This is a genomic window from Pseudomonas sp. AL10, assembly GCF_029960685.1.
GTDB lineage: Bacteria > Pseudomonadota > Gammaproteobacteria > Pseudomonadales > Pseudomonadaceae > Aquipseudomonas > Aquipseudomonas lactis.
This window is the reverse complement of the sequence record NZ_JASBQZ010000026.1, coordinates 1-24103: the sequence shown is the minus strand read 5'-3', so window position 1 is coordinate 24103 and position 24103 is coordinate 1. Positions and strand designations below refer to the sequence as shown.

At 61.9% G+C, this 24103-nt stretch carries 26 protein-coding genes; 10 read left to right on the top strand and 16 right to left on the bottom strand.

The features are described 5' to 3' along the window. Nucleotides 1-42 precede the first annotated feature (42 nt). Entirely contained in the window at nucleotides 43-1203 is a 1161-nt protein-coding gene (locus tag QK296_RS20470; RefSeq protein WP_032901616.1) for a sensor domain-containing diguanylate cyclase, read from the top strand. On the opposite strand, the gene QK296_RS20465 is transcribed toward QK296_RS20470, so the two are convergent. The 6 genes from QK296_RS20465 to QK296_RS20440 all read right to left on the bottom strand — a co-directional run bounded on the left by QK296_RS20465 (nucleotide 1182) and on the right by QK296_RS20440 (nucleotide 9157). Beyond that, a complete protein-coding gene (locus QK296_RS20465; protein WP_282391236.1) occupies nucleotides 1182-3386 on the bottom strand; it encodes an ATP-binding protein in 2205 nt (734 codons plus the stop codon). The genes QK296_RS20470 and QK296_RS20465 overlap by 22 nt on opposite strands. A gap of 173 nt (nucleotides 3387-3559) precedes the next feature. Then, the gene (locus tag QK296_RS20460; RefSeq protein WP_034135509.1) at nucleotides 3560-4411 is read right to left on the bottom strand and encodes a CAP domain-containing protein; all 852 of its coding nucleotides are present in this window, start codon (nucleotides 4409-4411) and stop codon (nucleotides 3560-3562) included. Between the two features lie 82 nt (nucleotides 4412-4493). Further along, nucleotides 4494-5819: an MFS transporter gene (locus QK296_RS20455; protein WP_003190993.1), complete on the bottom strand. Its 1326-nt coding sequence runs from the start codon at nucleotides 5817-5819 to the stop codon at nucleotides 4494-4496. A 56-nt stretch (nucleotides 5820-5875) separates the two neighbouring features. Continuing rightward, on the bottom strand, nucleotides 5876-7069 hold the full coding sequence (gene lhgO / locus QK296_RS20450) for an L-2-hydroxyglutarate oxidase (RefSeq protein WP_003190995.1): 1194 nt from the start codon (nucleotides 7067-7069) through the stop codon (nucleotides 5876-5878). 106 nt (nucleotides 7070-7175) lie between these two features. After that, the gene (locus QK296_RS20445) at nucleotides 7176-7886 is read right to left on the bottom strand and encodes a FadR/GntR family transcriptional regulator (protein WP_003190996.1); all 711 of its coding nucleotides are present in this window, start codon (nucleotides 7884-7886) and stop codon (nucleotides 7176-7178) included. A 38-nt stretch (nucleotides 7887-7924) separates the two neighbouring features. Beyond that, nucleotides 7925-9157 (bottom strand): MFS transporter, encoded by a 1233-nt coding sequence (locus QK296_RS20440; protein WP_003190997.1) that lies wholly within the window; start codon nucleotides 9155-9157, stop codon nucleotides 7925-7927. A gap of 113 nt (nucleotides 9158-9270) precedes the next feature. Here QK296_RS20440 and QK296_RS20435 point away from each other — a divergent pair, with 113 nt between their 5' ends. Both QK296_RS20435 and QK296_RS20430 read left to right on the top strand, forming a co-directional pair. After that, a complete protein-coding gene (locus QK296_RS20435) occupies nucleotides 9271-10155 on the top strand; it encodes a LysR family transcriptional regulator (protein WP_282391235.1) in 885 nt (294 codons plus the stop codon). Nucleotides 10156-10211: 56 nt separating this feature from the next. After that, entirely contained in the window at nucleotides 10212-10889 is a 678-nt protein-coding gene (locus QK296_RS20430) for a GNAT family N-acetyltransferase (protein WP_034135513.1), read from the top strand. Here QK296_RS20430 and QK296_RS20425 read toward each other — a convergent pair. After that, on the bottom strand, nucleotides 10879-11481 hold the full coding sequence (locus QK296_RS20425; RefSeq protein WP_034135514.1) for a TetR/AcrR family transcriptional regulator: 603 nt from the start codon (nucleotides 11479-11481) through the stop codon (nucleotides 10879-10881). The two genes, QK296_RS20430 and QK296_RS20425, sit on opposite strands and share 11 nt — an antisense overlap. A gap of 72 nt (nucleotides 11482-11553) precedes the next feature. Here QK296_RS20425 and QK296_RS20420 point away from each other — a divergent pair, with 72 nt between their 5' ends. Then, entirely contained in the window at nucleotides 11554-12153 is a 600-nt protein-coding gene (locus QK296_RS20420; RefSeq protein ID WP_282391234.1) for an NAD(P)H-dependent oxidoreductase, read from the top strand. Nucleotide 12154: 1 nt separating this feature from the next. Here the strand turns inward: QK296_RS20420 and QK296_RS20415 are convergent, their stop codons facing one another. The 3 genes from QK296_RS20415 to QK296_RS20405 all read right to left on the bottom strand — a co-directional run bounded on the left by QK296_RS20415 (nucleotide 12155) and on the right by QK296_RS20405 (nucleotide 14722). Then, on the bottom strand, nucleotides 12155-12544 hold the full coding sequence (locus QK296_RS20415; protein ID WP_282391233.1) for a hypothetical protein: 390 nt from the start codon (nucleotides 12542-12544) through the stop codon (nucleotides 12155-12157). 128 nt (nucleotides 12545-12672) lie between these two features. After that, nucleotides 12673-13929 (bottom strand): 3-phosphoshikimate 1-carboxyvinyltransferase, encoded by a 1257-nt coding sequence (locus tag QK296_RS20410; protein WP_282391232.1) that lies wholly within the window; start codon nucleotides 13927-13929, stop codon nucleotides 12673-12675. Between the two features lie 238 nt (nucleotides 13930-14167). Next, nucleotides 14168-14722, bottom strand: coding sequence for a UPF0149 family protein (locus QK296_RS20405; protein WP_034135518.1), 555 nt, complete (start codon nucleotides 14720-14722; stop codon nucleotides 14168-14170). 184 nt (nucleotides 14723-14906) lie between these two features. Here QK296_RS20405 and QK296_RS20400 point away from each other — a divergent pair, with 184 nt between their 5' ends. Together QK296_RS20400 and nudC are read left to right on the top strand one after the other, a co-directional pair. Beyond that, entirely contained in the window at nucleotides 14907-15719 is an 813-nt protein-coding gene (locus QK296_RS20400) for a crotonase/enoyl-CoA hydratase family protein (protein ID WP_003191008.1), read from the top strand. Nucleotides 15720-15724: 5 nt separating this feature from the next. Then, complete coding sequence (gene nudC, locus QK296_RS20395) at nucleotides 15725-16558, top strand: NAD(+) diphosphatase (RefSeq protein WP_003191009.1); 834 nt, start codon at nucleotides 15725-15727, stop codon at nucleotides 16556-16558. On the opposite strand, the gene QK296_RS20390 is transcribed toward nudC, so the two are convergent. Both QK296_RS20390 and QK296_RS20385 read right to left on the bottom strand, forming a co-directional pair. Beyond that, nucleotides 16526-17305 carry a TSUP family transporter gene (locus QK296_RS20390; RefSeq protein WP_003191011.1) on the bottom strand — a complete coding sequence of 260 codons (780 nt, stop codon included), beginning with the start codon at nucleotides 17303-17305 and terminating at the stop codon, nucleotides 16526-16528. The two genes, nudC and QK296_RS20390, sit on opposite strands and share 33 nt — an antisense overlap. A gap of 233 nt (nucleotides 17306-17538) precedes the next feature. Continuing rightward, a complete protein-coding gene (locus QK296_RS20385; protein ID WP_003191013.1) occupies nucleotides 17539-18477 on the bottom strand; it encodes a LysR substrate-binding domain-containing protein in 939 nt (312 codons plus the stop codon). Nucleotides 18478-18591: 114 nt separating this feature from the next. Here QK296_RS20385 and QK296_RS20380 point away from each other — a divergent pair, with 114 nt between their 5' ends. The 3 genes from QK296_RS20380 to QK296_RS20370 are packed head-to-tail and all read left to right on the top strand — an operon-like array spanning nucleotide 18592 to nucleotide 20814. Further along, nucleotides 18592-19491 (top strand): haloalkane dehalogenase, encoded by a 900-nt coding sequence (locus QK296_RS20380; RefSeq protein ID WP_282391231.1) that lies wholly within the window; start codon nucleotides 18592-18594, stop codon nucleotides 19489-19491. Between the two features lie 48 nt (nucleotides 19492-19539). Further along, entirely contained in the window at nucleotides 19540-20010 is a 471-nt protein-coding gene (locus QK296_RS20375) for a nuclear transport factor 2 family protein (protein WP_137203826.1), read from the top strand. Between the two features lie 39 nt (nucleotides 20011-20049). Next, nucleotides 20050-20814 carry a nuclear transport factor 2 family protein gene (locus QK296_RS20370; RefSeq protein ID WP_282391230.1) on the top strand — a complete coding sequence of 255 codons (765 nt, stop codon included), beginning with the start codon at nucleotides 20050-20052 and terminating at the stop codon, nucleotides 20812-20814. 4 nt (nucleotides 20815-20818) lie between these two features. On the opposite strand, the gene pcsA is transcribed toward QK296_RS20370, so the two are convergent. The 3 genes from pcsA to QK296_RS20355 form a co-directional block, all read right to left on the bottom strand. Then, nucleotides 20819-21535 (bottom strand): phosphatidylcholine synthase, encoded by a 717-nt coding sequence (gene pcsA / locus QK296_RS20365; protein WP_003191017.1) that lies wholly within the window; start codon nucleotides 21533-21535, stop codon nucleotides 20819-20821. Nucleotides 21536-21683: 148 nt separating this feature from the next. Beyond that, a complete protein-coding gene (locus tag QK296_RS20360; protein ID WP_282391229.1) occupies nucleotides 21684-22604 on the bottom strand; it encodes a class I SAM-dependent methyltransferase in 921 nt (306 codons plus the stop codon). A 49-nt stretch (nucleotides 22605-22653) separates the two neighbouring features. Then, on the bottom strand, nucleotides 22654-23139 hold the full coding sequence (locus tag QK296_RS20355; RefSeq protein ID WP_003191019.1) for a DUF1289 domain-containing protein: 486 nt from the start codon (nucleotides 23137-23139) through the stop codon (nucleotides 22654-22656). Between the two features lie 185 nt (nucleotides 23140-23324). Between QK296_RS20355 and QK296_RS20350 the strand changes: the two genes are divergently transcribed. Beyond that, the gene (locus tag QK296_RS20350) at nucleotides 23325-23624 is read left to right on the top strand and encodes a putative quinol monooxygenase (RefSeq protein WP_032901053.1); all 300 of its coding nucleotides are present in this window, start codon (nucleotides 23325-23327) and stop codon (nucleotides 23622-23624) included. Nucleotides 23625-23742: 118 nt separating this feature from the next. Here the strand turns inward: QK296_RS20350 and QK296_RS20345 are convergent. Next, the coding region (locus QK296_RS20345) for a ribonucleotide-diphosphate reductase subunit beta (protein WP_282391228.1) at nucleotides 23743-24103 on the bottom strand (361 nt) is incomplete at its 5' end.

Genomic DNA, 24103 nt, shown 5'->3' with positions numbered 1-24103 from the left:
CGCGGCGTATGCCGCTGTTCGGCTTGCTGGCAAGGTGCCACAATGGCGCCTTTGCCGTCGCCGGTCAAACAGGCCAACCCCATGAATAACCTTGGGCAAGATCAGGGTCACCTCATCGAAGAGCAGGTGCGAACCGACCGTTTGCACCAGCTGTTTCGTCAATCATTCTCGGCGATCTTCGGCAGCTACCTGGGCGCCGTCATGCTCTGCTGGCTGTGCTGGGATCGGTTCGATCATCAGGTCATCCTGGTGTGGTTGGTACTGTTGGCGGGCTCGTCATTGGTGCGCCTGCATCTGTTCGTGCAATGGTTTCGCTGCCCTGACGCGGCGCGCACGCCCGCCCGTTGGGAACGCCGCTACTGGGTCACGCTGATGCTGTCGGCGGGTATCTGGGGCGGCGGGGCGCTGGCGGTGATGCCGGTCGATGACCGCTTATCCCAGGTGCTGGTGATGCTGTTTACCGTGGGCATGTCGGTCAGCGCGGTGTCCTGTTATTCAGCCTATCGCTACATGACGCTGGGCTCGATGGCGCTGGTGTTGCTTCCCTGTACGGTATGGATGCTGTTTCAGCCTTCGCCGATGCAGGTCGGCGTGGCGTTGGCGGTGCTGGTGTTTGCTTCGTTTGTGGCCGGTGCCACGCGCAAACTCTCCGATGCCCTGGAAAAAGCCTTTCGCCTGACGAGGCAAATGGAACGCGCTCATCATATTTCCACCCGCGCCGCTCAGACCGATGAACTGACCGGGCTGATGAACCGTCGGGCGTTCTACGAACAGGCTCAGTTGCTGTATGCCCAGTGCCTTCGCGAGCAGCAGCCGTTGTGTGCATTGATGATGGACATGGACCACTTCAAAGCCATCAATGACACCTACGGCCACCAAGCCGGTGACCAGGTGTTGCGCCAGATTGGCGCGGTGATCAGCGCATCCTTTCGCCAGACCGATATCTACGGTCGCCTGGGAGGCGAGGAGTTTGCGGTGTTGCTGCCCAATACCTCATTGGAGACCGCACGCAGCATTGCCGAGCAGTTGCTCCAGACGATTTATCACTTGCCCGCCGACCCGGTACAAGGGGTGAGCGCAAGCTTGGGCGTGGCATCGACCCACGCTCAGCCTCTGGATTTGAACGGCTTGATGAACAGCGCCGACAAGGCCCTGTACCAGGCCAAGGCATCGGGCCGCAATCAGGTGGCGGTTGTCGACTGATCCTTGCTCATCGCCTTTGCCAGCACTCGCGCAACCTGGTCGGCGGAGTAGGGCTTGGCGAGGAACTCAAAGCCTTCATAGCCGCTGTCCGCCAGTTCCTCGCTGTAGCCGGAGACGAGTACCACGGGCAGGTCCGGGCGGCGCTGGCGCAGTAGCTTGGCCATGGCCACGCCGGTCATGCCGGGCATCACCACGTCGGAGAAAATCGCATCGAACCCCTGGACGTCTGTGCCGGCGAGGTTCAGCGCCTGTTCGGCATTGGTCGCCCACGTGGTCTGGTAACCCAGGTCCTTGAGGATCTGGCTGGCGAAGCGTCCTACCTCAAGGTTGTCCTCGACGATCAGCACGTGCTGATGAGCAGCCTCTTGCGGCGCTGGCAAGTCTGTATGCGGGTCTTGATCCGGCGCCGCTTCGCCTTCGACCTGCGGCAGGTACAAGGTAAACACCGTACCCTGGCCAAGGGTGCTGGCCACATCGATATTGCCGCCTGACTGCTTGGCAAAGCCGAATACCTGCGACAGGCCAAGGCCCGTGCCTTTGCCCACGGCCTTGGTGGTGAAGAACGGCTCGAAGATGCGTTCGAAGGTATCGCTGGGAATCCCGGTGCCGGTATCGGCCAGAGAAATGGCGATGTAGGGCATGCACGACTCGGCATCCCCGCGAATACGTGGCAGCGTTTGCTCGCTGGCGACTTTGAGGGTCAGGGTACCCTGGCCGTCCATCGCATCGCGGGCGTTGAGGGCGATGTTGATCAGCGCGGTTTCGAACTGGCTTGGGTCGATGCGTGCATAGCAGGGCCGATCGGGCAATTGCACCTGCACATGAATGCGTGCGCCGGTGACGCTTTCGAGCATCTCGCCGATGTTCTGCACGCGCTGGCCGACATCGAACACCTGCGGGTTCAATGGTTGGCGACGGGCAAAAGCGAGCAGTTGGCTGGTGAGCTTGCTGGCCCGCTCCACCGTGTCGGACACCGCGCACATATAACGTTGCCGACGCTCTTCGGACAGGCCCGGTTGGCGCAGGAAATCCACGGATGAGCGGATAATGGTCAGCAGGTTGTTGAAGTCATGGGCGACGCCACCGGTCAGTTGGCCGATGGCCTCAAGTTTTTGTGACTGGCGCAGTGCAGCTTCGGCTTCGGCCAGCGCACGGGTACGCTCATTCACGCGCTGCTCCAGGCTGGCATTGAGTTCCGCATAGGCGGCCAGGCCCTTACGCACGGCGGCGTCGGCACGCACGCGCTCGATATGCGCCCATGAACGTTCGGTGACTTCGCCCAACAGTGCGATGTCGTAGGACGACCAAAAACGCGGCACTTTGTCGTGTACGGCCATCAGTGCGGTGAGCCGCCCGTCTTTGATCAAGGGCATGCAAATGGTGGCCGTCACACCGAGTGCCTGGAAGCTCGCGGCGTCATGGGGCGGCAACTCGATCAGATTATTGCGTATTACCAGTGGCTCGCCGGCACGCAGGCAGTTGACCGCGCACTCGCCAAACGCCGCCAGGCTGTAATGGCCGATGATGCTCGGCGAGCCTTGCGCCGACCAGTCGCCGCGAATGGTGAAGCCATCTTGGTCTTCGTCCATGTCGGCGTAGGCGCAGATGGACACCTGCAGGTGCTGGGCCAACAAGCGGGTGGTCGACGTCATGATGGTTTCGGCGTCGGTGGCGTTGGTGACGCAGTTGCTAATGGCGTCCAGCACTTCAAGACGACGGGCCAAGAACACCGTGGCAGTGGTTTCGGTGACCGTGTCGAGCAGACCGACCACCACGCCTTGGGCGTTGCGAATCGGGCTGTAGCAAAAGGTGAAATAGGCTTGTTCCGGCGCTTCGTTGCGTTGGATCAGCAGCGGGAAGTTTTCGATATAGGTGGCGTGCCCGTCGAACGCGGCGTCGGCGATAGGGCTGATATCGTCCCACACCTCGTGCCAGATCTCGTTGAACGGGCGGCCCAGAGCGTCGGGTTTGCTACCCAGGATCGGCGTGAACGCGTCGTTGTAGAGGGTAATCAACTGAGGCCCCCAGACGATGGCCTGGGGAAAACTCGACGCGAAGGACAGCGCAACGGTTGTCTTCAACACGTCGGGCCAGTGTTCAAGTGGCCCCAGGGGCGTATTGGCCCAATCATGCTGACGAACCCGCTCTGCCATTTCGCTGCTGTCTTGCAGCCAATTCATCATTGGGTTCACACCTTGCTTGCCACGTATTGTTTAGCTTTGAAGAGCCCGACCGACTAGCAACAGACCGGAATGACCGCATTCAGTTCAGCGCGATTATCTCCCTGATAGCACTTTGATTTCACTGTCTATTTGCACGCCGTCATTGTTGGCCGGGTTGGGCCGGCGCCCAACCTTCATTGCGTACCGAATAACCCCGTCCAATAGATGCCCGCGTCACTCTTGGGGTCCATCGCGTAGGCGGCACCCAAGTCGCGAAATTGCGGGTTCATCAGGGTGGCGCAGTGGCCGGGGCTGGCGAGCCAACCGTCGACGACCTTGCGCGGCGTATCGAGGCCGGCGGCGATGGTTTCGCCGATGTTCTTCGCGATATACCCGGCCAGTTCGGCGCGGTCACCGGGCGTACGACCGTCGTGGTCCAGGTGGTCGAAGAAGTTGCCATTGGCCATGTTGCGCGTGTGGCTGTTGGCCGCGCTGGCCAGCGTGTCGTTCCACGACAGCGGTGTGGTCGCGGTGAACGCCTGGGTGCCGCACTGGCGTGGCTCGGCACGCGCGGTGTTGATCAAGTCGAGCAGTTTTCTGCCTTCGGTTTGCCAGTCGCCCAGGCCACTGGTCAGCAGCGGGCGGGCCAGCACGATGCGCCAGTCCTGGCCGCTGTTGCTGACGCCGATGTCGACAAATTGCGGATCGAGCACTACGCGGCAGAAGCTTTCGCGTACCGCTTTCATTGCGGCCTCGGCATCCTTGGGCCCGGACAGGCTGATGGCCTGCACGTTCACCATCGGGTACGCAGCCCGCGCCAGCGACTGCTGCAAATCGCCGACATTGGAGGCCGGCAACACCAGCCGTGTATCGCTGGCCAGCGGCGGCAGCTCCTGGGAACCCTGGTCACCGCAGCGTTGTACCTGGCTGCGGTATTGGTTGATCTGTTGGACTAACTGACTTTCTTCATTCGCCATCGCGCTGGCGCAGAACACCGTAGTGGCGGCCAGCGTCGTAAGACCCATCATCAATGACAGAACGCGCATGGACGTTACCCTTGAGCTTGAAAGTGCCCATGATGCGCGATCCAGGTGCATCCATGCACCCGTTGGTCCGAACTTTTTTTGCTCAGTTCTTGAATGTCGAGTGTTTCGCGCCCTGATCGCAGAGGGCAAACACCACCACCAACAACGCAGAAATCGCGAGGATCACCACCACGCCATCGGTGGAGTGGGTGGCCGAGGCCGCTACCATCGACAGCGCACCCAGCGGTGCCAGGCCACCGGCAATGGCAGTGCCGATTTCCCGCCCGGTGCCAAAGCCCGATGAGCGCGTTTGCGTCGGGAACTGCCGGCTCAGGAACGAACCCTGGGGGGCGAACATCATCGGCGCGAGGATTCCGGTGCCCACCCCGATGGCGAGGTAAATCATCAGGCTTTCACCACTGTTGAGCAGGGCCAGGAACGGGTAGGCGAACAACAGCGAGCACAGCCCGCCGAGCATCAACACGGTCTTGCTGCTCCACTTGTCACACAGCCAGCCGAAGCAGGGCACGGCGACGATGGCCACCAGGCTGGCGATGGTCACCGACAGCGAGGTGACATGCACGTCCACGCCTTTGAATTGGGTCAGGTACGCCAGGGAGAAGGTCTTGAAGATGTAGCTCAGGGCGTTGTAGCCAATCGCGACAAAAAACACCACGGCGAGGCCCTTGAGGTCGTTCTTGAACAAGGCTTTGAGGGGCGATGGCTTGGCCTTGGCTTTTTCCTTGCTCAGCTCCTCGAACTGCGGGGTTTCCGGAATGCTGTTGCGCACCCACAGGCCGACGCCCACCAGCACGATGCTGCAGATAAACGGAATACGCCAGCCGCCGGCCAGCAGGAACTCGTTGCCGTTGATGGTCAGCAGGTAAATGGTCAGCGAGGACAGCAACAAGCCCAGGTTCAGGCCCAGTGCCGGCCAGGCGCCCTGGCTGCCACGCTTGCCCTGGGAGGCGTGTTCGTAGGAGGTGACCGCCGCGCCCGACAGCTCGGCACCCGCGCCCAGGCCCTGGATGATGCGGATAAACACCAGCAGGATCGGGGCCCAGATGCCGATGGAGGCGTAGCTGGGGATCAAGCCGATCAAGGTGGTGCACACGCCCATCAGGCAGAAGGTCAGCACCAGCACTTGCTTGCGCCCGAACTTGTCGCCCAGGTAGCCAAACAGGATGCCGCCGAAGGGGCGGGCGATAAAGCCGATGGCAAAGGTCGAAAAGGCCATTAGCGTGGCAGTCTTCGGGTCGCTGTTATCGAAGAAGATCTTCGAAAACACAATCGCCGCCATGGTGGCGTACAGGTAAAAGTCGTACCACTCCAGCATCGAGCCGAAGATGGTGGCGGCGGCTACTTTGCGTAGGCGCTTGCGGGTTTGTTCGGGCGTTTCGGTACCGGGGATGGAGGCGGATGCCGACATGCTGGACTTCCTTCTGGGTCTTTGTAGTTATTGTTGGGTGAACGGGCGGTGCGGTCTTACTGGGGGTGGAACAGGCGGTCGGCGATCATCGCGCCGATGGGCATGGCTGAGGTGGCGGCCGGCGAGGGCGCATTGCACACATGCAGCATTCGTGAGGTTTGGGCGAACAGAAAGTCGTGCACCAGGCTGCCGTCACGCATCACCGCCTGGGCACGGATACCGGCCTCGTAGGGCAGCAGGTCATCGAGGGTCAGGGACGGGCAGTACTTGCGGCACTGCTCCAGGTAGCCGGACTTGAATAACGAGTTCTTCATTTCGGTGGTGCCGGAACCGAGGTTTTGCCACAGGGTTTTCCAGAATCCCGGGAAGCTGGCGTACTGCGCCACGTCGCGCCAGTTCACCGAAAACTTACGGTAGTTCTCGCGGCCCAGGCCCAGCACAGCATTGGGGCCGACGGTGACGCTGCCGTCGATCATGCGGGTCAGGTGCACGCCGAGGAAGGGCAGCTGCGGGTCGGGGATCGGATAAATCAGGTGGTTGACGATGTTGCTCTTGGCGGAGGGCAGGCGGAAGTATTCGCCACGAAACGGGATGATCTGATGGTCGATGCGGATGCCGGCCAGGCGCGCCAGGCGGTCTGACTGCAAGCCGGCGCACACCACCAGGTGGCGGGCCTGCCAGGTCTCGCCCTCGGTGTTGACGGTGACCGTATCGGTGTCTTCGTGGATGGCGGTGACGGTGCGTTCCAGGCAGATCTGCCCACCGTGGCGACGAATCACCTGGGCCATGGTCTCGCACACCTGGCGGTAATCGACAATCCCGGTGGCATCGAGAAACAAGCCGCCGAGGCCGACGATGTTCGGTTCACGCTGGCGCAGCTGTTCGGCATTCAAGCGCTCGACCTGCATGCCATTGAGCTGGGCGCGGGCGTACAGCGCTTCCATGCGTTGCATTTCCAGGGGGCTTGAAGCCACCAGCAGCTTGCCGCACACCTCGAATTTGATCCCGTGTTCACGGCAGAACTGCTTGGTGGCTTCGGCGCCGCGCTTGCACAAATCGGCTTTGAGGCTACCGGGCGCGTAGTAGATGCCGGCATGGATCACGCCGCTGTTGTGGCCGGTCTGGTGCTTGGCCAGCACCGACTCTTTTTCGAGAATCACCAGCGACGCGCCGGGTTGGCGCTTGAGCAGCTCCATGGCGGTGGCCAGGCCGACGATGCCGCCGCCGATAATGCAAAAGTCATGAATCATTGCAGGGGTACCTAGGCTGTACATTTCAGTCTGCTTATCAGGTTGTCAGACTAATGTTTTTGTTAAAAAAATGGCGTGTCCAAGGACACGCTTCACACAGGTTGCATCAGTTCGTGGTCGGCAATTCCAGTTGCAGGCGCTGCGCTGCGGCACGCAGGTGCGCCTCGGCACTGGCAGCAGCGCGTTGGGCGTCGCCGTCGGCGATGGCCTGGTAGAGCTGTTGATGTTCTTCGGTTGCATCGGCCGAGCCGGTGGCAAAGCGCGACGCCGAGTTCTCCCACGCGGTTTTACGCGCACTGGCCAACTGGCTCCTGAGGAAGTCATGGAAGGCCACGAAGTAGTCATTCTTGCTGGCGTCGGCAATGGCGCGGTGGAATTCCACATCGGCCAGGGCTGCGGCTTCAAAGTCGTCGCGGTTGTCCTGCATGGCCTGCAACGCGCTTTTCATGCGCTGCAGGTCGGCGCTGTCGCGGCGCTGGGCGGCAATCGAAGCGGCCTGGGTTTCGATCCACAGGCGCACTTCGAACATCTGCGCCAGGTCAGGTCGTCGCCCGTTGGGCTGCGGAAACCGAAACACCGTGCCCGCAGGGGTCTGCGAAATAAACGAACCCAGACCACGGCGAGCGGTGAGCACACCGTCGGCCTTGAGCTGGGCAATGGCTTCACGCACCACGGAGCGGCTGACGTTGAGCTGTTCGGCCAATTGCTGTTCGGTCGGCAGGCGCGACTCCGGGGCCAGTTGGCCGGATTCGATTTCTGCGCGAATGGCGCTGACAACCCGCACGACAAGCGAATCGGGGCGCTGGAGCTCAAGCATGGGAAAACCTTGGTGATCAGGTTGTCAGACAATAGTCGTTACGATTTTAGCTTGTCAATATTTGTCTGCTTCGCGCTGCTCGGCCTTTGCGCACGTTTCCAGGCGATCAGTGCGGCTATCAGCAGCAAACCTGCTGCCATGGCGAAGGTGGCGTGCAAACCGGCAGCCACCGCCTGGGGCGCGGCGTGGCTGACATCCGGGGTGGCGCGGGCGAACACCGCGCCGAGGGCCGATGCGCCGAAAATCAGGCCCAGGTTGCGCGACAGATTCAGCAGGCCGGACACCGTGCCTCGGCGTGTCGCCTGTACATCGCTCATCACCGCCGTGTTGTTGGCCGCCTGGAACAGGCTGTAGCCGGCCGTCAACACAATCAGCGCCGCGAGATAAACGCCTAGCCCGGACGCCTGCGACAGCAACAAGGCCCCGCACAGCATCACGCCCAATCCCATGAGCGTCAGGCGCTGGCTGCCGAGGCGATCAGTCAGGTAACCCGCCGGTACACCGGTAACCGCCGCGACTGCGGGCCCCACGGCCATGGCCAAGCCCATCCAGGCGGGATCGAGGCCCAGGCCACGGGACAGGTAGAACGGGCCTACCACAAACGTGGCCATGATCACTGCCGACACCAGGGCACTCATGGCCAAGCCGGCGCGCAACGGCGCATCGCGCAGGGGCGCCCAGAATGTATCGCCTGGCCAAGCGTCGCGGCGGTCAGCATCCACCGGCAAATAACGGTAGGCGAGGGCGGCAGCCACGCCCGCCAAGGGCAGGCCGATCAGAAACAGCGCGCGCCAACTCCACAGGCTGAGCAATACCCCGCCGACACTCGGCCCCATGGCCGTGCCGAGTGCCGACAGGGTGCCGAGCAAGCCCATGACTCGGCCGGTATTTGCTTTCGTGACGGTGTCACCCACCATGCCCAGGGTCATCGCCATCATGATCGCCGCGCCCAGGCCCTGGAATGCCCGTGCGCCGATCAGCCAGGACAGGGTTGGCGCGGCGGCACACCCGGCGCAGGCCAGGGCAAACACCAGCAACCCGGCCAGCAGCAAGCGCCGGCGCCCCAGACGGTCGCCCAGGCGCCCCGCGCTGACAATCACGGCGGTGATGGCCAGCAGGTAGGCCAGCACCACCCACTGCACGGCATGAAACGATGCCCCGAAGGCGTGCGCCAGGCTGGGCAGGCCGACATTGGCAATGCTGGTGCCCAGGGCGGCCAGCAACATGGACAGCGACAAGGCGACCAGGCCGCCGCGTGTGGAAGTTTGCATGCGCGTTTCCTTGAGTGAATGCACCTGTCACAAATCTACGGCGTCGCCTAACATGGCGGAAGACGCATGGGTTGCAGGTTATAGCTGCGTCCAACGCCTGATAAGGAGCCCACATGCCCGACCTCAATTTACTCATCACCCTGGACGTGCTGCTTGCCGAAGGCAGCGTCGCTCGCGCCGCCCAGCGCTTGCGCCTGAGCCCTTCGGCCATGAGCCGGGCCTTGGCGCGTTTGCGCGCGGCCACGGGCGATCCGTTGCTGGTGCGTGCGGGGCGCGGCCTGGTGCCGACGCCCCGGGCGTTGCAACTGCGCGAGCAGGTCAGCCAATTGGTGCAGGACGCCCACGCCGTATTGCGCCCCGCGCACACCCTGGATTTGGGTGAAGTGGTACGCACCTTCACCTTGCGCACCAGTGAGGAGTTCGTCGAACGCTTCGGCCCTGCATTGCTCGCGCGTATCGCCCAGGACGCCCCAGGGGTGCGCTTGCGTTTCGTGCACAAGAGCGACAAGCACAGTGCGTTGCTGCGCGACGGTGGTGTCGACCTGGAAACCGGTGTGGTCGATGTCGGCGCCAGCCCCGAGGTGCTGACCCAGGCGCTGTTTCGTGACCGCCTGGTGGGCGTGGTGCGCGCGGGCCATCCTCTGAGTCGCGGCCCTTTGAGCGCAGCGCGTTTCGCCCAGGGACAACACGTCTATGTGTCGCGGCGCGGGCAGGACCGTGGCCAGATCGACGATGCCCTTGAGGTGCAAGGTCTGGTTCGGCAGGTCAGCATCGTGGTCGCCGGTTTCAACACGGCCATCGCCCTGGCGCGGGGCACCGACCTGATCGCCAGCGTGCCCGAGCGCTATATCACCGTGCCGCCTCGAGGCTTGCACTGCTTTGAGCTGCCGGTGACGTTGCCGCCGTTTACCGTGGCGATGCTGTGGCACCCGCGACAGGACGCCGACCTGGCCCATCGCTGGCTGCGCACCTGTTTGCGCGAGGTGTGCGGGCCATGAGCGGCCCGCAACAGGTACAATCGCCGCTGCCTTGACGCGAAACCCCAGGAATTTGCATGTTCAGCCTTACCCGCTACACCACACCGTGCCCCGAACCGATCAACAGCCAGATCCTGCAGATGGTGGTAGACAACCTCACCGACATCAGCAGCGTGGCGCTGGCACCGAGCAACCTGCTCTACAACATCTACCAGTACGCCATCGGGTTTGAGGTACACCTGTACCTTGAGGCGTTGAATGGCGAAAAGGGCGTTGCGGTGGAGTTGGTCGTGGCGATGGAAGACGACGCAGTGGTGGGCTTTTGCCTGTATCTGCCGGTGAAGGATGATCCGCACGCCTGTGGCATCGCGTTTATGGCGGTGCAGGCCGGCTTTCGTCGCCAGGGTGTGGCGCGCAGCATGCTGGACGAGGTGTTGGCGCGTTATCCCCACGCCGAACTGGCCTGTGCGGTAGAGAAGGTTGCGGTGTTCGAAGCCTTGGGGTTCCAGGTGCGCGGTGCGCGTGGCACCCAGGTTGTGATGAACACCCGCAACTACGGCACCGATGGGCTGATGGGGGTTTTGGATGTGGCCTCGATCTACAGTTCGCTGGAAGTGCGGCAGATCCACACCTACCTGCTGCAAAAACACGGCAAGCGCGCCATGGTCGACGCAGAGAAACAGCGCGATCGGCACCTGGACCAGTTGACGCGCAAGGCGCAACTGTTCGTCCAGGGCCGTCTGCCTACGGCCTGACGCGCCTGACCATCCCGAGGATAGTCTCCAGCAGCTCCTGCTGAGCTTCCTCGCGGCTGATCTCGCCATTGGCCGCCGCGTGGGACAGCGCTTCCGCCGCGCCGAGCATGGCGCGCAGGCCGGCCTGGGAAATGCTGCCGCCGTGGGTGAAGGGCGACAGCGCGTCCCGGCACTTATCGAGGAAGATCGCCTCGTATTCACGCTTGGACGCTTCCAACTCCGGCGAACCGCTCAAGGCGGCAACCACGCCGGGAATTTCCCGACCTTGCAACAGCACACAGTCGACATACGACGAGGCGATGACCCACGCGCGGTCCTCAAGGGTCGCGTTGCTGGTGGCGATGGCATTGGCAAATACCTGGTCCTGGCGCGCGTCGAAGTCTGCATACAGCGCGGCCAGCAACCCCGCACGCGTCGCGAAGTGGTCGTACACCACCGGCTTGGTGACGCCCGCCAACTCGGCCAGGCGGCCCAGGGTCAGGGCGTCGGTGCCTTCGTCACGCACCAATTGCCAGGCCACGTCGAGTAACTGACGCAGGCGATCTTCACGGGACAAACGACGACGTGGGGCAGGGGATTCACTGCTTGACATGCTTATATACCAAAAGTAACTTATTCGACGTAACTTACTAAAAGTAGATTAAGCCGAAGCGGAGTCAAAGTCATGCACGCATTGATCGTTGTTGCTCATCACGACCCGCAATCCCTCACTCATAGTGTGGCCGCCGAGGTGGGGGCGGGCTTGAGCGCCTCTGGCCACACCTTCGAAATAGCCGACCTTGCCGCCGAAGGTTTCGACCCGCGCTATACCGCCGCCGATCATCAGGTTCACCGTACCCGCGCCACGCCGCCAGCCGACGTGCTGGCCGAACAGGCTCGCATCGACCGCGCCGATGCGCTGGTGCTGGCGTTTCCCATCTACTGGTGGTCGATGCCCGCATTGCTCAAGGGCTGGGTAGACCGCGTATTCGTCAATGGCTGGGCGATTGATTACAGCCCCGATACACCGGTGCAGAAGAAACTGCGGCATTTGCAGGTGCATCTGCTGGCCCTGGGGGCGGCTGACGAAAGTGCCTTTGACCGACACGGTTATGCCAAGGCCATGAACACCCAGATCGACTACGGCATCTTTGATTATTGCGGGGCGCAGGTACTCACCTCCGAGCTGTTGCTGGACTCGGAAAGTGGCACCGCCCAGGTGCATTTGCACAAGGCCCGAGCTGTGGGGCAGGGGTTGTTCCAGCGAGAGGCAGTGGCGAGATAATTCAGACGTCGCGAAACAGGTCGTGGGCGTCCAGCAAGCGGTAGGCAATCTCTGGGTTTTTCTCCAGGCCACGGCGAATGGAAGCGGGGATCGACTGGCGGGTCTTGCGACACATGCCCGGCAGTTCGTCGATGACGATCTGGATCCCGCGCATGCTTTTTACCTCCGTATGCCCGGGCGCGATGTGTACGCGGATGCCCAGTTGGTCGTACATCCGCTGTTGCAGGTGTTCGAGGTCTTGCAGGCTCTTGAGGTTTTCCAGGCGCGCCAGCAGGATTTTTTCCTGCTGGCGCGTCAGTTGGAGAATGCGCAGGTCAGCGCCGGGCGCTTGCAGCAGTTGTTCACGGTTGCAGACACAGGCGCCGGGTGGGCAGGGTTGGCGAAGGGTCATTGACGCTCCCGGCAGAGTTGTAGGAGCGAGCTTGCTCGCGAAAAACGTCAACGATAACGCGTGTTTCCTGAAGAAACGCGGAACCTGTGCGTTTTTCGCGAGCAAGCTCGCTCCTACAGGTTTGTGTGTCAGTCGTTTAGGTGAACGCCCAGGCTGGCCAGGGCTTTCCAGTAGTCAGGGTAGGTCTTGGCCACGCAGTCCGGGTCTTGAATGCGAATGCCCGAGACTTTAAGCCCGGCGAGGGCAAAGCACATGGCGATGCGATGGTCGGCGTGGGTGTCGATCAGTGCGGTGCAGGCGGTGCCAGCCAAAGCGGGGTCGCTCGCTACCAGCAGATCATCGCCCTCGATGGTCGCCAGGCCCGGGCGAATTTCGTTGAGGCCATCGTACAGGGCCTGCACGCGGTCACATTCCTTGACGCGCAGGTTCGCCAGTTCGGTAAAACGCACCGGCGTGTTGTTGAACGCGGCGAGCACCGCCAGGGTCGGGATCGCATCCTGCATTTGCGAGCCTACCACCGTGGCCTGCATGTTCGGGAACTGCGCGATCACAGCCTGGGCCTTGGCGTCGGGCTGGGTGAAGTCCTGCGCGGCTACACCGATGTCGATACGCCCACCGGTCAGTACTTCTGCGGCCCACAAATAAGTGGCGGCGGAAGCGTCGGGTTCGATCAGGTAATCATGGGCGGTATAGCCGGTGGGGGCCACGCGCCAGGTGGTGTCGTCCACGGCGTCGACCTGCGCCCCGAACGCACGCATGCAATCGAGGGTCAGGTCCACGTAGCCACGGGCGCCGATGTCCTTGCCGGTCAGCGCCACTTCAATCGGCGCTTCGCCGCACGCGGCCAGCATCAGCAGGGCCGATACGTACTGGCTGGACAAGCCACCGTCAATCTCAAAGCGCTTGGCCTTGACCTTGCCCACGCCGTGCACGGTCACCGGTGGGCAGCCGGTGGGGCTGTCGACCTGGATGCCGTTCTGGGCCAGGGTAGCCAGCAGCGGGCCGATCGGGCGTTTTTGCATGTACTCGTCGCCGTCCAGTACCACGGTGCCTTGCACGGTGGCCACGGCAGCCGTGAGAAAGCGCATGGCGGTGCCGGCGTTGCCGAGGAACAACGGCTGGGCGGGCAATTGCAGCGAGCCTTGGCTGGTGACGACAAAGGTGGTGTCGTCCGGCTCGTCGATGGTGACGCCCATCTGCCGCAGGGCTACCGACATATGGCGCGTGTCATCGCTTTTGAGCGCACCGCTCAACCGGCTGGTGCCCTTGGCCAGTGCCGCCAGCAACAGCGCACGGTTGGTAATGGATTTGGAGCCGGGGGGCGCGACCTTGCCAGTGAGGGGGAAGTTGGGCGGTGTAACGGTCACGGTTTTCTGCGAACTCAAGGTACAAGGCTCCTGGTCAAGGCGAGGTGGCGTGGAGTGGCCGACGTGCGGACCCGAATCATCAGGCAAACACGCCATGCTTGTCGAGTGAGCGGGTGATTTGCGTGCCCAAATGTGTGAGGGACTTGCCCTAACTGTAGGAGCGAGCTTGCTCGCGAAAAACGTCAACGATAAAGCGTGCTTCCTGAATGAACGCGGCGCCGGTAAGTTTTTCGCGAGCAAGCTCGCTCCTACGGCCTTAACGCTGGCTCAGCCAGTAGTCATGCAGCGCACGCGCAGCCGGTTCGATCTCGCTGACCCGCTGTTGATGGGCGTTTACATCCAGGTCTGCCGGCAGTTCGAAATTGTCCTGCTCGGCGCACCAGGAAATCCGCTCCAGTTGCCCGGCTTGTACAGCGGGCAATGGCGGCCAGTCGGCGATCGCCACACCGCGCACATAGCCAAAGCACCATTCCTCGGCCAGGGTCACCACCTGGCCCTGATGCTCGGTGTCATCGAAACGGGCCTTGAATGCCTGGGCGTCGGTGGCCAACTGCGCGGCGAGGGTATTCATATGACGCACGCACAGATCAAGGAAAGCCTGGGCTTCGTCCATGTTGTCCCATTTCGGGTTCTGCCCGCCCCAGATAGCCGGGAACCACTCGGCCACGTCCACTCGGGCGGGGCTTGAGACCAGCGCGGTGAAGTAACCGTCGAGTTCGGCCATGTTCAGCACTGAATGGTCGTCGCCGTACTGCAGCAGGGTGGCCTCGATGGCGTCGAAATCGGCAGGGGCGAGGGGATGAAGTTGCATGGAATTTCCTTTAAACGTCGAACGCCGCGCACGGTGCGGCTTAAAGCGCGAAGGATGGCGTGTGTACGGGGTTTTATCCAGCGTCTTTTCCTGCGCCGGTGCCAGTCCCGCTTTTGGCCGATGCGCCGTGGCGCACCCTTGATATAGTCTGGCCTTTCTCAATCGCCAGTCAGGGATCACTGCCATGTCCGAATACCAAGCCTTCGTTGTCGAACTCAGCGGCAACGTTGCCCATGTGCAGATCAATCGCCCGGAAAAGATCAACGCCATGAACGCGGCGTTCTGGACCGAAATCATCGACATCTTCCAATGGATCGACGAAACCGACGCCGTGCGTGCCGTGGTACTCAGCGGGGCGGGCAAGCACTTTTCCTCGGGCATCGACCTGATGATGCTGGCCTCGATCGCCAATGATTTTGGCAAGGACGTGGGGCGCAATGCGCGTCTGCTACGCCGCAAGATTCTCGAGCTGCAAGCCTCGTTCAACGCTGTGGACACTTGCCGCAAGCCCGTGCTGGCGGCGATCCAGGGCTATTGCATCGGCGGCGCCATCGACCTGATCAGTGCCTGCGACATGCGCTATGCCGCCGAGGACGCGCAATTCTCAATCAAGGAGATCGACATCGGCATGGCCGCCGACGTCGGCACCTTGCAACGCCTGCCCCGCATTATCGGCGACGGCATGCTGCGTGAACTGGCCTACACCGGCCGTCAGTTCGGCGCTGAAGAAGCCCGTAGCATCGGCCTGGTCAACCGCGTGTTTGCTGATCAGCAAAGCCTGCTGGCGGGTGTCATGGACCTCGCCCAGCAAATCGCCGCGAAGTCGCCGATTGCCGTGACCGGCACCAAGGCCATGATCAGCTACATGCGTGACCACACAGTCAATGACGGCCTGGAATACGTTGCCACCTGGAACTCGGCTATGTTGCAATCCAACGACCTGCGCGTGGCCATCGCGGCCCACATGAGTAAGCAGAAACCCGAATTCGTGGATTGACCGACATGACCCCAGGCTGGATTACTACAACGCTGCTGGACAACGACGCCCCTGGCGGCTGGGCCGTCGCCCGCAGCCGCGAAGGCTTTTTACACGACACCAATGGCCCGCTGTTCCCGCGCGAATGGCTCAAACGCCAGGACCTGTCGGTGTTTGCCGAACACGGCATCGGCCACCTCGACGGCGAGCCGGTGTACCTGCTGGAACTCGACTCGGTGGCGGATGTGCCAGGGTGCAGTTGGCAGGGCTTGCGCGGCTTTATGCTGCAAGGCGATCACACCCTGTACAAAGTGCTGGGCTACGCCGCGCAGATCGGCACCTGGGCGCGGGAGCACCGCTTTTGTGGCAGTTGTGGCCAGGCGATGGTGCAGGTGCCGAGGGAGCGGGCGATGTATTGCCAGGCCTGCGACCTGCGCAGCTACCCGCGTATCTCGCCAAGCATGATCGTGCTGGTGACCCGTGGCGATGAGATCCTGCTGGCGCGTTCGCCGCGTTTCGTCACGGGGGTCTATAGCACCCTGGCCGGTTTTGCCGAACCGGGTGAATCCGCCGAAGACTGCCTGATCCGGGAAGTGCGTGAAGAGGTGCAGGTGGAGGTCAAGAACATCCAGTACATGGGCAGCCAATGCTGGCCGTTCCCTCACTCGATGATGCTGGGCTTTCATGCCGAATACGCCGGTGGCGATATCGTGCCCCAGGCCGACGAGATCGAAGATGCGCAGTGGTTCAATATCCACGAGCTGCCGCCGTTGCCGGCGTCACGCTCGATTGCGCGTTACCTCATCGACCTCTACGTGGCCCGCCGCTTAGGCCACGCTGAACCAGTGCTGCCAGGCTAGGCGTACGGTCAGGCCCAGCACCACGGTGATAAACACCGGGCGAATGAATTTGGCGCCGCCGCTGATCGCGCTGCGTGCGCCAAAGAACGCGCCACACATCACCGACACCCCCATCGCCAGGCCGACAATCCAGTCCACCGACCCATTGATGATGAACACCGTCAGCGCCGCCGCGTTGCTGACGAAGTTCATGCTGCGCGCCACGCCGCTGGCCTTCACCAGGTCGATAGGGTGCAGCAGCATCGTGCTGACCGTCCAGAACGCCCCCGTGCCGGGCCCGGCCACGCCGTCGTAGAAGCCCAGGCCAAAGCCCTGGGTGGCTTGCCATTTCTTCTTGATCGGTGCCTCGGCATCCAGCGGCGCCTTGGGCGTGCCACCGAACAGCAGGTACACACCGCAGGCGAAGACGATCACCGGGAGCATCTTGTTCAGGGTTTCGGCGGGCAAGTAATGGGCGACGACCGCGCCGGTCAGCGCACCGATCAGTGTACCGACGATGGCGTGCACCCATTGGCGTGGGTGGAACAGCTTGCGGCGGTAGAAGGTAAAGCTGGCGGTGGCCGAACCGAAGGTGGAGCTGAGTTTGTTGGTGCCCAGTACCAGATGCGGCGGCATGCCAGCGGTGAGCAGGGCGGGCGTGGTCAACAAACCGCCACCGCCGGCGATGGCGTCGATAAAACCGGCGATAAAAGCGACAACGGCCAGGATGGCCAGGGTAGTGAGGTCAACGCTGAGTTCGAAAGGCATGGGCAGGGCTTATTGTTGGAGGGCCGCAGAAAGCCAGCATCTTACTGCGATGTGGCGGGTCTAGGCGATTCAAATGTGGGAGCGGGCTTGCCCGCGATAGCGGAGTGTCAGTCACTGAATTTTCAACTGAACCACCGCTATCGCAGGCAAGCCAGCTCCCACATTGGTTATGTATTGCCCACAAAATCTGCGCCTGGCACAGAACCTCTGTGGGAGCGGGTAGACACCCAGCCTCACCGAACCGAGTTCTGCATCACAATCTGTGGCAGATGCTCGGACAGAAAGTCAATCAGCGCCCTGACCGAAGGCAGCATGCCGCGCCGCGCCGAATACGCCAGGTGCAGCGTCAGCTCGGGGGCACTCCATTCTGGCAGCACCACCACCAATTGCTGTCGAGCTAGGGCGGGCAGGCACGCAACATCCGGCATCATCGCGATGCCCAACCCCTGGATGGCCGCATTCAGGATCGTTTCATGCTCCCTGCACATCAAGGTCGGCCGCAGCTTGGCGGTGGTGCGCGCACCATCGGGGCCCACCAGCAGCCATTGTGGCTGCGGCTCATCCGCCGCTTCGTAGTAGAGCGTTGGCCGTTGTGCCAGCTCGTCCGGATGAGACAGCGACCCCGTGCGATGGAGGTAGTCCGGGCTGGCGACCAGGATGCGCCGGCTGATCCCCAGGGGTTTGGCGACCAGGTCGGGGTCCATGTCCTCCGGCCGGCGCAGCCGCACGGCGATGTCCACCGATTCTGCCTGCAGGTCCACCGTGCGATCGGTGGCAAGCACCTGTACGCGCACTTGGGGGTAAAGGGTCATGAACGCCGGCAGGTTAGGGGCCAGGAATACCTGCGTCGCCAGCACCGGGCAACTGATGCGCACCAGCCCACGCGGCGCGGCGCTGGCCATGTCGATGACCTCTTGGGCTGCGAGCGCTTCGGTGATCGAGGCGCGGCAGTGGATGAAAAACCGCTCACCGAGGTCGGTCAGGGACACGTGGCGCGTGGTTCGATGGAACAAGCGGGCGCCCAGGCGTTGTTCGAGCGCCGCGACGCGTGCGCTGAGGCGCGACTTGGGGATGCCCAGCACCCGTCCCGCCGCTGAGAACCCGCCGTGCTCGGCGACCATGGAGAAATAGTAGAGATCGTTGAGGTCCTCCAGCACAGCCTGGGTGGCCATTCTATTGTCCGGTTTCAAGTAACAGAGGGTTCAAAACTAGCATCTATTGTGATGATTGTCCTTTGGTTAGGCTGATGACTCACCGAATCAGCTGGCACTCAAGGAGCCCCCGACATGCCTCTGCTTACCGCCGACAATCTTGCGCAATATGGCGACCCGCATCCACGCCAGCGAGTTGCCGTCCTCGACACCGACATGAGCTACGTGGACGTCGGCGCAGGCGACCCCATCGTCTTCCTGCACGGCAACCCCACGTGGTCCTATCTGTGGCGCAATATCATTCCTCACGTGCTGCCACACGGCAGATGCCTGGCGCCGGACCTGGTGGGTATGGGGCTCTCGGGCAAGTCGCCGACTCGCGCCTATTGCTTCGAGGATCATGCCCGCTATCTCGATGCCTGGTTCGAGGCCATGGGGTTGACCAACGTTGTGTTGGTCACCGATGACTGGGGCACTGCACTGGGAGCGCATTGGGCCAACCGCAACCGGGATCGTGTACAGGCGCTGGTGTATATGGAAGGTGTGGTGTTTCCGGGAAGCTGGGACGACTACGCCGGCGCAGGCAAGGACCTCTTCAAAGCCCTGCGCTCGGAACCAGGCGAGCAGATGATCCTTGAGGAGAACCTCTTCATCGAAGGGATCCTGCCTCGCACCACATTGCGCACCCTGGGCGTCGAGGAAATGGACGCCTACCGCGCGCCTTTTGCCACCCGGGAAGACCGATGGCCGACCCTGGCCTGGCCCCGCGAACTGCCTATCGAGGGTGAACCGGCCAATGTCGTCAAGATCATCGAGGCGTCTGGCGCATGGTTGGCGACCGAGGCACTGCCCAAGCTGCTGATCGTCGGGGAGCCAGGCGCGGTGCTCACCGGGCGTGCGCTGGCCTATGCCCGCACCTGGGCCAATCAACGCGAGGTCAGCGTGCCGGGCATTCATAGCCTGCAGGAAGACTCTCCGGCCGAGATCGGCCTGGCGCTGTCGCTCTTCCTGCGAGAACTGCGCCCCATCACCTGAAGCCATCCCATTCACACCCGTGCATGACCTGACCCCTGGAGGTAGACCATGAAACACACCTACAAAGGCCCCGACGATGCGTTGGAAGTGGCGCGCTTTGTCTGCAATGCAGTCAACGGCTGGACTGAAAACCCGACACGGATGATTCCCTATTTCACCCCGGACGGCGGTTGGGAATTTCCGTTCGCGCCCATAGAGTTTGGCCTGTTCTTCAAGGAGGTCCGTGGAGCCGAGGCCATGAAGCGCTACTTCAGCTCGCTCGTGCCTTATATGGAAAATCTGGATATCGGACCGGTAGAAAATTGGATCATCCATACGCTGAAGACCCCGCATACCTACGTTTACGAATACACCGGCACGGCCACCATCAAGGGCTCGGGCAAGCTCTATGAGCAGAACTACATTTCGATCGTGACGCTGGACGGCGGCAAGATCAAAACCTATCGCGAACATTGGGACCCCTACGTCGCGCTGCGCGATTTCGGCCTGGCGCGCGCTGTTGACGGCGACGCGAAGTAGCGACTGCGGCAGTTCCCAATTGCAAAGACGAGGTGAAACATGAACGCAAAAGACGTGGTAACCACGATGTGGACCGAACTGATGACCGCCAAGGACCCGGCCGTGATCCAGAAGTGGGTCGCCCCGACCTACAAGCAGCACAGCCCCTATGTGCAAACCGGCCGAGAAGGTCTTGAGCAGTTAGTGGCAAGCCTGCGAGACGACTACAGCTACGAGCTGGTGCGGATCTTCAGCGACGGCGACCTGGTGGTGTTGCACGGTATTCATCGCAACTGGCTCAACGGCGTATTCACCGGCGGCGAAGCTGTTGTCGGCGTCGACATGTTCCGCGTCGCGGATGATCAGATCCAGGAACATTGGGATGCGTCGGTGCCCGTGATGCGCATTTCTGCCTCCGGCCGCACCCAGCTTGACGGCCCGGCGACGGTTGAACATGCAGGCATGACGCAGCAGAGCGCAAACACGGCTAAAGCCTTCGTCCAGACGGTACTGGTCGACAAGCAGCATCAGCGCCTGCCCGAGTTCATCAGCAAGCATGGGTTGGCGCAGCACATTACGGAAATTGCCGATGGCGCCGCTTGCCTGACGCAAGCGTTGGCGGTGAGCGACAAGGAGTATGTCGCGATCAGGAAGATGGTGGCTGAAGGTGAGTTTGTCGCGGTCCAGTCAGAAGGGCGGGTCAATGGTCAAACCCACACCTTCTGGGACCTGTTCAGAGTCGATGCGCATGCAAAGATCGCTGAACAGTGGCAGGTAGCGGCGGTGTTCCCCGATGTCGTACCCCACGACAACGGGGCGTTCTAGAGCGTTATTTGTGCGCGCCCAGCCATTCCACGGCCGTGCGCCAGATGCAGATACCCAGGAAATAGGCCGACATCAGCGACCACAGGCCAAATGTCCATGGGTTGGTGTTGGGGTAGTCCACCACCATCAGGAAGCTGCACAACAGCCAGATCGTGGTCACCGCGATGTTGATCGGCATGAAGCGCTTGACCCGGAACGGGTGCAGGAACTTCATCGGCGTCACGGTCAACAGCGCCAGGCCGATCACGGTCAGCAAGGTGACCCAGGCATCCGGCTGGATGATATAGACGCACAGGGCAACGACGTTCCAGGCGGCAGGGAAGCCGACGAAGTAGTTGTCCTTGCTCTTCATGTTCACGTTGCAAAAGCAGAACAGCGACGACACCAGGATCACCGACACTGCAAACAGGTGGGTGAAATCGGGCAGGTCGATGTAGCGGTAGATAAACAGTGCTGGAATGAACACGTAGGTGAGGTAATCGATCACCAGGTCCAGAACCGAGCCGTCAAAGCTGGGCAGCACCGTGCTGACATTCACCCGTCGCGCCAGCGAGCCGTCGACGCCATCCACCACCAGCGCCAGGCCCAGCCACAGCAGGCACGCCTTGGGGGAGTTTTCCAGCAGCGCCAGGGTGGCCAAAAAGGCCAGTACCACACCGGTGGCGGTAAAGCCGTGGGCGCCCCAGGCTTTGAGTCTGGCTACATGCAGGGTCGATATCACGGGCGGTTCTCCAAAAGGTCAAACGGGGCAGCCGACGACGTAGCGTCATCGAGTCTGGCCAGGGAATGCAGGTATCGACCGGGAAGGGGAGGATAAGGTTCACCGCCCGGCGTATCCGTTAGCGTAGCAAGCGTAGGATGTTTCGGCATCAGCCCTGACGGAACACCAGTGCCTTTAGCCCACTCTGTGGGTCAATGTCAGGGAATTCCGGTGGGTTTTCCAGCCGCTGCACAAAGCGCAGGCCCGGTGCTTCGCGGGTCACGCCGTCGATCAGGAAATCTTCGCCCAAGGCAGGATCGTTCATGCATGCCAGTACGGTGCCGTGGGCACTGAGCAAGTCCGGCAGGCGGCGCAGCACGCGCTGGTAATCCTTGGTCAGCAGGAAACTGCCTTTCTGGAAGGAGGGCGGGTCGATGATCACCAGGTCGTAAGGGCCATTGTTCGTCACCTTGGCCCAGGACTTGAACAGGTCGTGGCCCAGGAAGCTCACCCGGCTCAGGTCATGCCCATTCAGGCGATGGTTGTCGCGGCCACGGCTGAGGGCGCCACGGGCCATGTCCAGGTTCACCACATGGTCGGCGCCGCCTTCGATGGCGGCCACGGAAAAACCGCAGGTATAGGCAAACAAATTCAGCACGCGCTGGCCCTGGGCCTGTTCGCGCACCCAGTTGCGCCCGTAACGCATGTCGAGGAACAGCCCGCTGTTCTGTTTTTTGCCCAGGTCGATCAGGTAGCGCAGGCCGCCCTCGGTGATGGTCAGCTCGTCGATGGCGTCGCCCACCAGCCATTCGGTGGTGCTTTGCGGCAGGTAGCGGTGTTGCAGGGCCACGGTGTGCGCGCCGAAAGCAGCCCAGTCGATGTGCAGTAGCGTCTGCTTCAGGGCCTGCAGGTGCTCGGTTTCCTTGAACAACGCCACCAGCACCACCCCTTGCAGCCAGTCCACCGTCAGTTGTTCCAGGCCCGGCCAGCAGCGGCCACGGCCATGGAACAGGCGCCGGGTTTCCGCAGGCGCGTCAGCCAGGGCAGTGAGCAAGTGGGCGTGCAGGGTAGCGAGTGCGTCTGGGTTCATCGTTAAGGGTCAGTCATCGGGCGGGCGGCATTTTAAACACAACTGTGGGTCAACGCGTGGCAATCAGCGCCGGGCCGAATGACTCTTTCAAGAATACCGGGGCGATATAGCGTTCGTAATGTGCCTCGGACAGCAGAAAAAACTCTCGATCTATCGCATCGCGCAAATCCGCCAGGTGGCGCTCGCGAAACTCTGGCAGCAACGCCAACCCATAGGCATCGAGCCTGGAAATCACCCGCGCACCCCGTGCGATCAGCTGGTATGCCCAGCAATACGGCGACTGGTGCGGCATAAAACGAATCTTGCGCGCTTCCAGCTGCTGTCGCAGGCAGTGCGGGTCGAACACTTCCAGCTTGCTGGCCATCACCTGCACCAGCAGTTGTTCCAGACGCAGCCACACCGCCTGTTTTTCCTCGGCGCTATAGCCATTCCACTGGATCACCTCGTGGTGATAGCGCTTGCAGCCCCGACAGACCAGGTCACCGTAGACGGTGGAGCACAGGCCGACGCAAGGGGTCTTGATGGAGTGCGGCATTTTAAAGCCTTTGAAGAAAGTGTAAGCGTGTTTAGTCGGTGTTTCTTTGTCGCCAAGTGGGCAACGATGGCTTCAATCCATTGCGAGCGACACCCATGAAAACACCGATCAAAGCCTGGCTGTACGCCGTGATGTTCACCGCTGTTGCCGGCTGTTCCAACCCACCTACTCAAAGAGACATCGCCATGCCCAAACCCCTGGTATCCCTCGCCGTACTCAAGGCCAAACCTGGCCAAGAGCACGCTCTAAAAGCTGGCTTGCTGAGCCTGATCGAACCGACGCGGGCCGAACCTGGCAATCTGGATTACGTGTTGTTCGAGCGACGCGACGAACCCGGCACGTTCTACATGCGCGAGGCATTCAAGAACCAGGCGGCACTGGATGAGCATTTTGCCACGCCTTACTTCCAGCGCTTTGCCGCCACGGCGGATGCGTTGCTCAGCGAGCCGTTGCAGTTGATTTTCCTGGAGCAGGTGTCGAACTGAAGCCGTTGACGGTAGGAGCGAGCTTGCTCGCGAAGATCCCAAGGGCGCCGCGTTCATTCAGGATGAGCGCGTTATCGTTGACGTTCTTCGCGAGCAAGCTCGCTCCTACAGCGTTACGTCAGTCCCAGCTCAGCGCACCGCCGGTCTGGTACTCGATCACACGGGTCTCGAAGAAGTTTTTCTCTTTCTTCAAGTCCATGATCTCGCTCATCCACGGGAACGGGTTGGTGGTGCCTGGGTACTCTTCCTTCAAACCAATCTGCGTCAAACGACGGTTAGCGATAAACTTCAGATAGTCTTCCATCATCGCCGCATTCATACCCAGCACCCCACGAGGCATGGTGTCGCGAGCGTATTCGATCTCCAGCTGCGTACCCTGCAGAATCATCTGGGTCGCTTCTTCCTTCATCTCGGCATCCCACAAGTGCGGGTTTTCGATTTTGATCTGGTTGATCACGTCGATACCGAAGTTCAGGTGC

What these genes read in the sequence shown, in the direction of transcription:
- QK296_RS20470 (WP_032901616.1), top strand. Translation starts at nt 43, where the DNA reads ATGGCGCCTTTGCCGTCGCCGGTCAAACAGGCCAACCCCATGAATAAC.
- QK296_RS20465 (WP_282391236.1), bottom strand. Translation starts at nt 3,386, where the DNA reads ATGATGAATTGGCTGCAAGACAGCAGCGAAATGGCAGAGCGGGTTCGT.
- QK296_RS20460 (WP_034135509.1), bottom strand. Translation starts at nt 4,411, where the DNA reads ATGCGCGTTCTGTCATTGATGATGGGTCTTACGACGCTGGCCGCCACT.
- QK296_RS20455 (WP_003190993.1), bottom strand. Translation starts at nt 5,819, where the DNA reads ATGTCGGCATCCGCCTCCATCCCCGGTACCGAAACGCCCGAACAAACC.
- lhgO (WP_003190995.1), bottom strand. Translation starts at nt 7,069, where the DNA reads ATGATTCATGACTTTTGCATTATCGGCGGCGGCATCGTCGGCCTGGCC.
- QK296_RS20445 (WP_003190996.1), bottom strand. Translation starts at nt 7,886, where the DNA reads ATGCTTGAGCTCCAGCGCCCCGATTCGCTTGTCGTGCGGGTTGTCAGC.
- QK296_RS20440 (WP_003190997.1), bottom strand. Translation starts at nt 9,157, where the DNA reads ATGCAAACTTCCACACGCGGCGGCCTGGTCGCCTTGTCGCTGTCCATG.
- QK296_RS20435 (WP_282391235.1), top strand. Translation starts at nt 9,271, where the DNA reads ATGCCCGACCTCAATTTACTCATCACCCTGGACGTGCTGCTTGCCGAA.
- QK296_RS20430 (WP_034135513.1), top strand. Translation starts at nt 10,212, where the DNA reads ATGTTCAGCCTTACCCGCTACACCACACCGTGCCCCGAACCGATCAAC.
- QK296_RS20425 (WP_034135514.1), bottom strand. Translation starts at nt 11,481, where the DNA reads ATGTCAAGCAGTGAATCCCCTGCCCCACGTCGTCGTTTGTCCCGTGAA.
- QK296_RS20420 (WP_282391234.1), top strand. Translation starts at nt 11,554, where the DNA reads ATGCACGCATTGATCGTTGTTGCTCATCACGACCCGCAATCCCTCACT.
- QK296_RS20415 (WP_282391233.1), bottom strand. Translation starts at nt 12,544, where the DNA reads ATGACCCTTCGCCAACCCTGCCCACCCGGCGCCTGTGTCTGCAACCGT.
- QK296_RS20405 (WP_034135518.1), bottom strand. Translation starts at nt 14,722, where the DNA reads ATGCAACTTCATCCCCTCGCCCCTGCCGATTTCGACGCCATCGAGGCC.
- QK296_RS20400 (WP_003191008.1), top strand. Translation starts at nt 14,907, where the DNA reads ATGTCCGAATACCAAGCCTTCGTTGTCGAACTCAGCGGCAACGTTGCC.
- nudC (WP_003191009.1), top strand. Translation starts at nt 15,725, where the DNA reads ATGACCCCAGGCTGGATTACTACAACGCTGCTGGACAACGACGCCCCT.
- QK296_RS20390 (WP_003191011.1), bottom strand. Translation starts at nt 17,305, where the DNA reads ATGCCTTTCGAACTCAGCGTTGACCTCACTACCCTGGCCATCCTGGCC.
- QK296_RS20385 (WP_003191013.1), bottom strand. Translation starts at nt 18,477, where the DNA reads ATGGCCACCCAGGCTGTGCTGGAGGACCTCAACGATCTCTACTATTTC.
- QK296_RS20380 (WP_282391231.1), top strand. Translation starts at nt 18,592, where the DNA reads ATGCCTCTGCTTACCGCCGACAATCTTGCGCAATATGGCGACCCGCAT.
- QK296_RS20375 (WP_137203826.1), top strand. Translation starts at nt 19,540, where the DNA reads ATGAAACACACCTACAAAGGCCCCGACGATGCGTTGGAAGTGGCGCGC.
- QK296_RS20370 (WP_282391230.1), top strand. Translation starts at nt 20,050, where the DNA reads ATGAACGCAAAAGACGTGGTAACCACGATGTGGACCGAACTGATGACC.
- QK296_RS20360 (WP_282391229.1), bottom strand. Translation starts at nt 22,604, where the DNA reads ATGAACCCAGACGCACTCGCTACCCTGCACGCCCACTTGCTCACTGCC.
- QK296_RS20355 (WP_003191019.1), bottom strand. Translation starts at nt 23,139, where the DNA reads ATGCCGCACTCCATCAAGACCCCTTGCGTCGGCCTGTGCTCCACCGTC.
- QK296_RS20350 (WP_032901053.1), top strand. Translation starts at nt 23,325, where the DNA reads ATGCCCAAACCCCTGGTATCCCTCGCCGTACTCAAGGCCAAACCTGGC.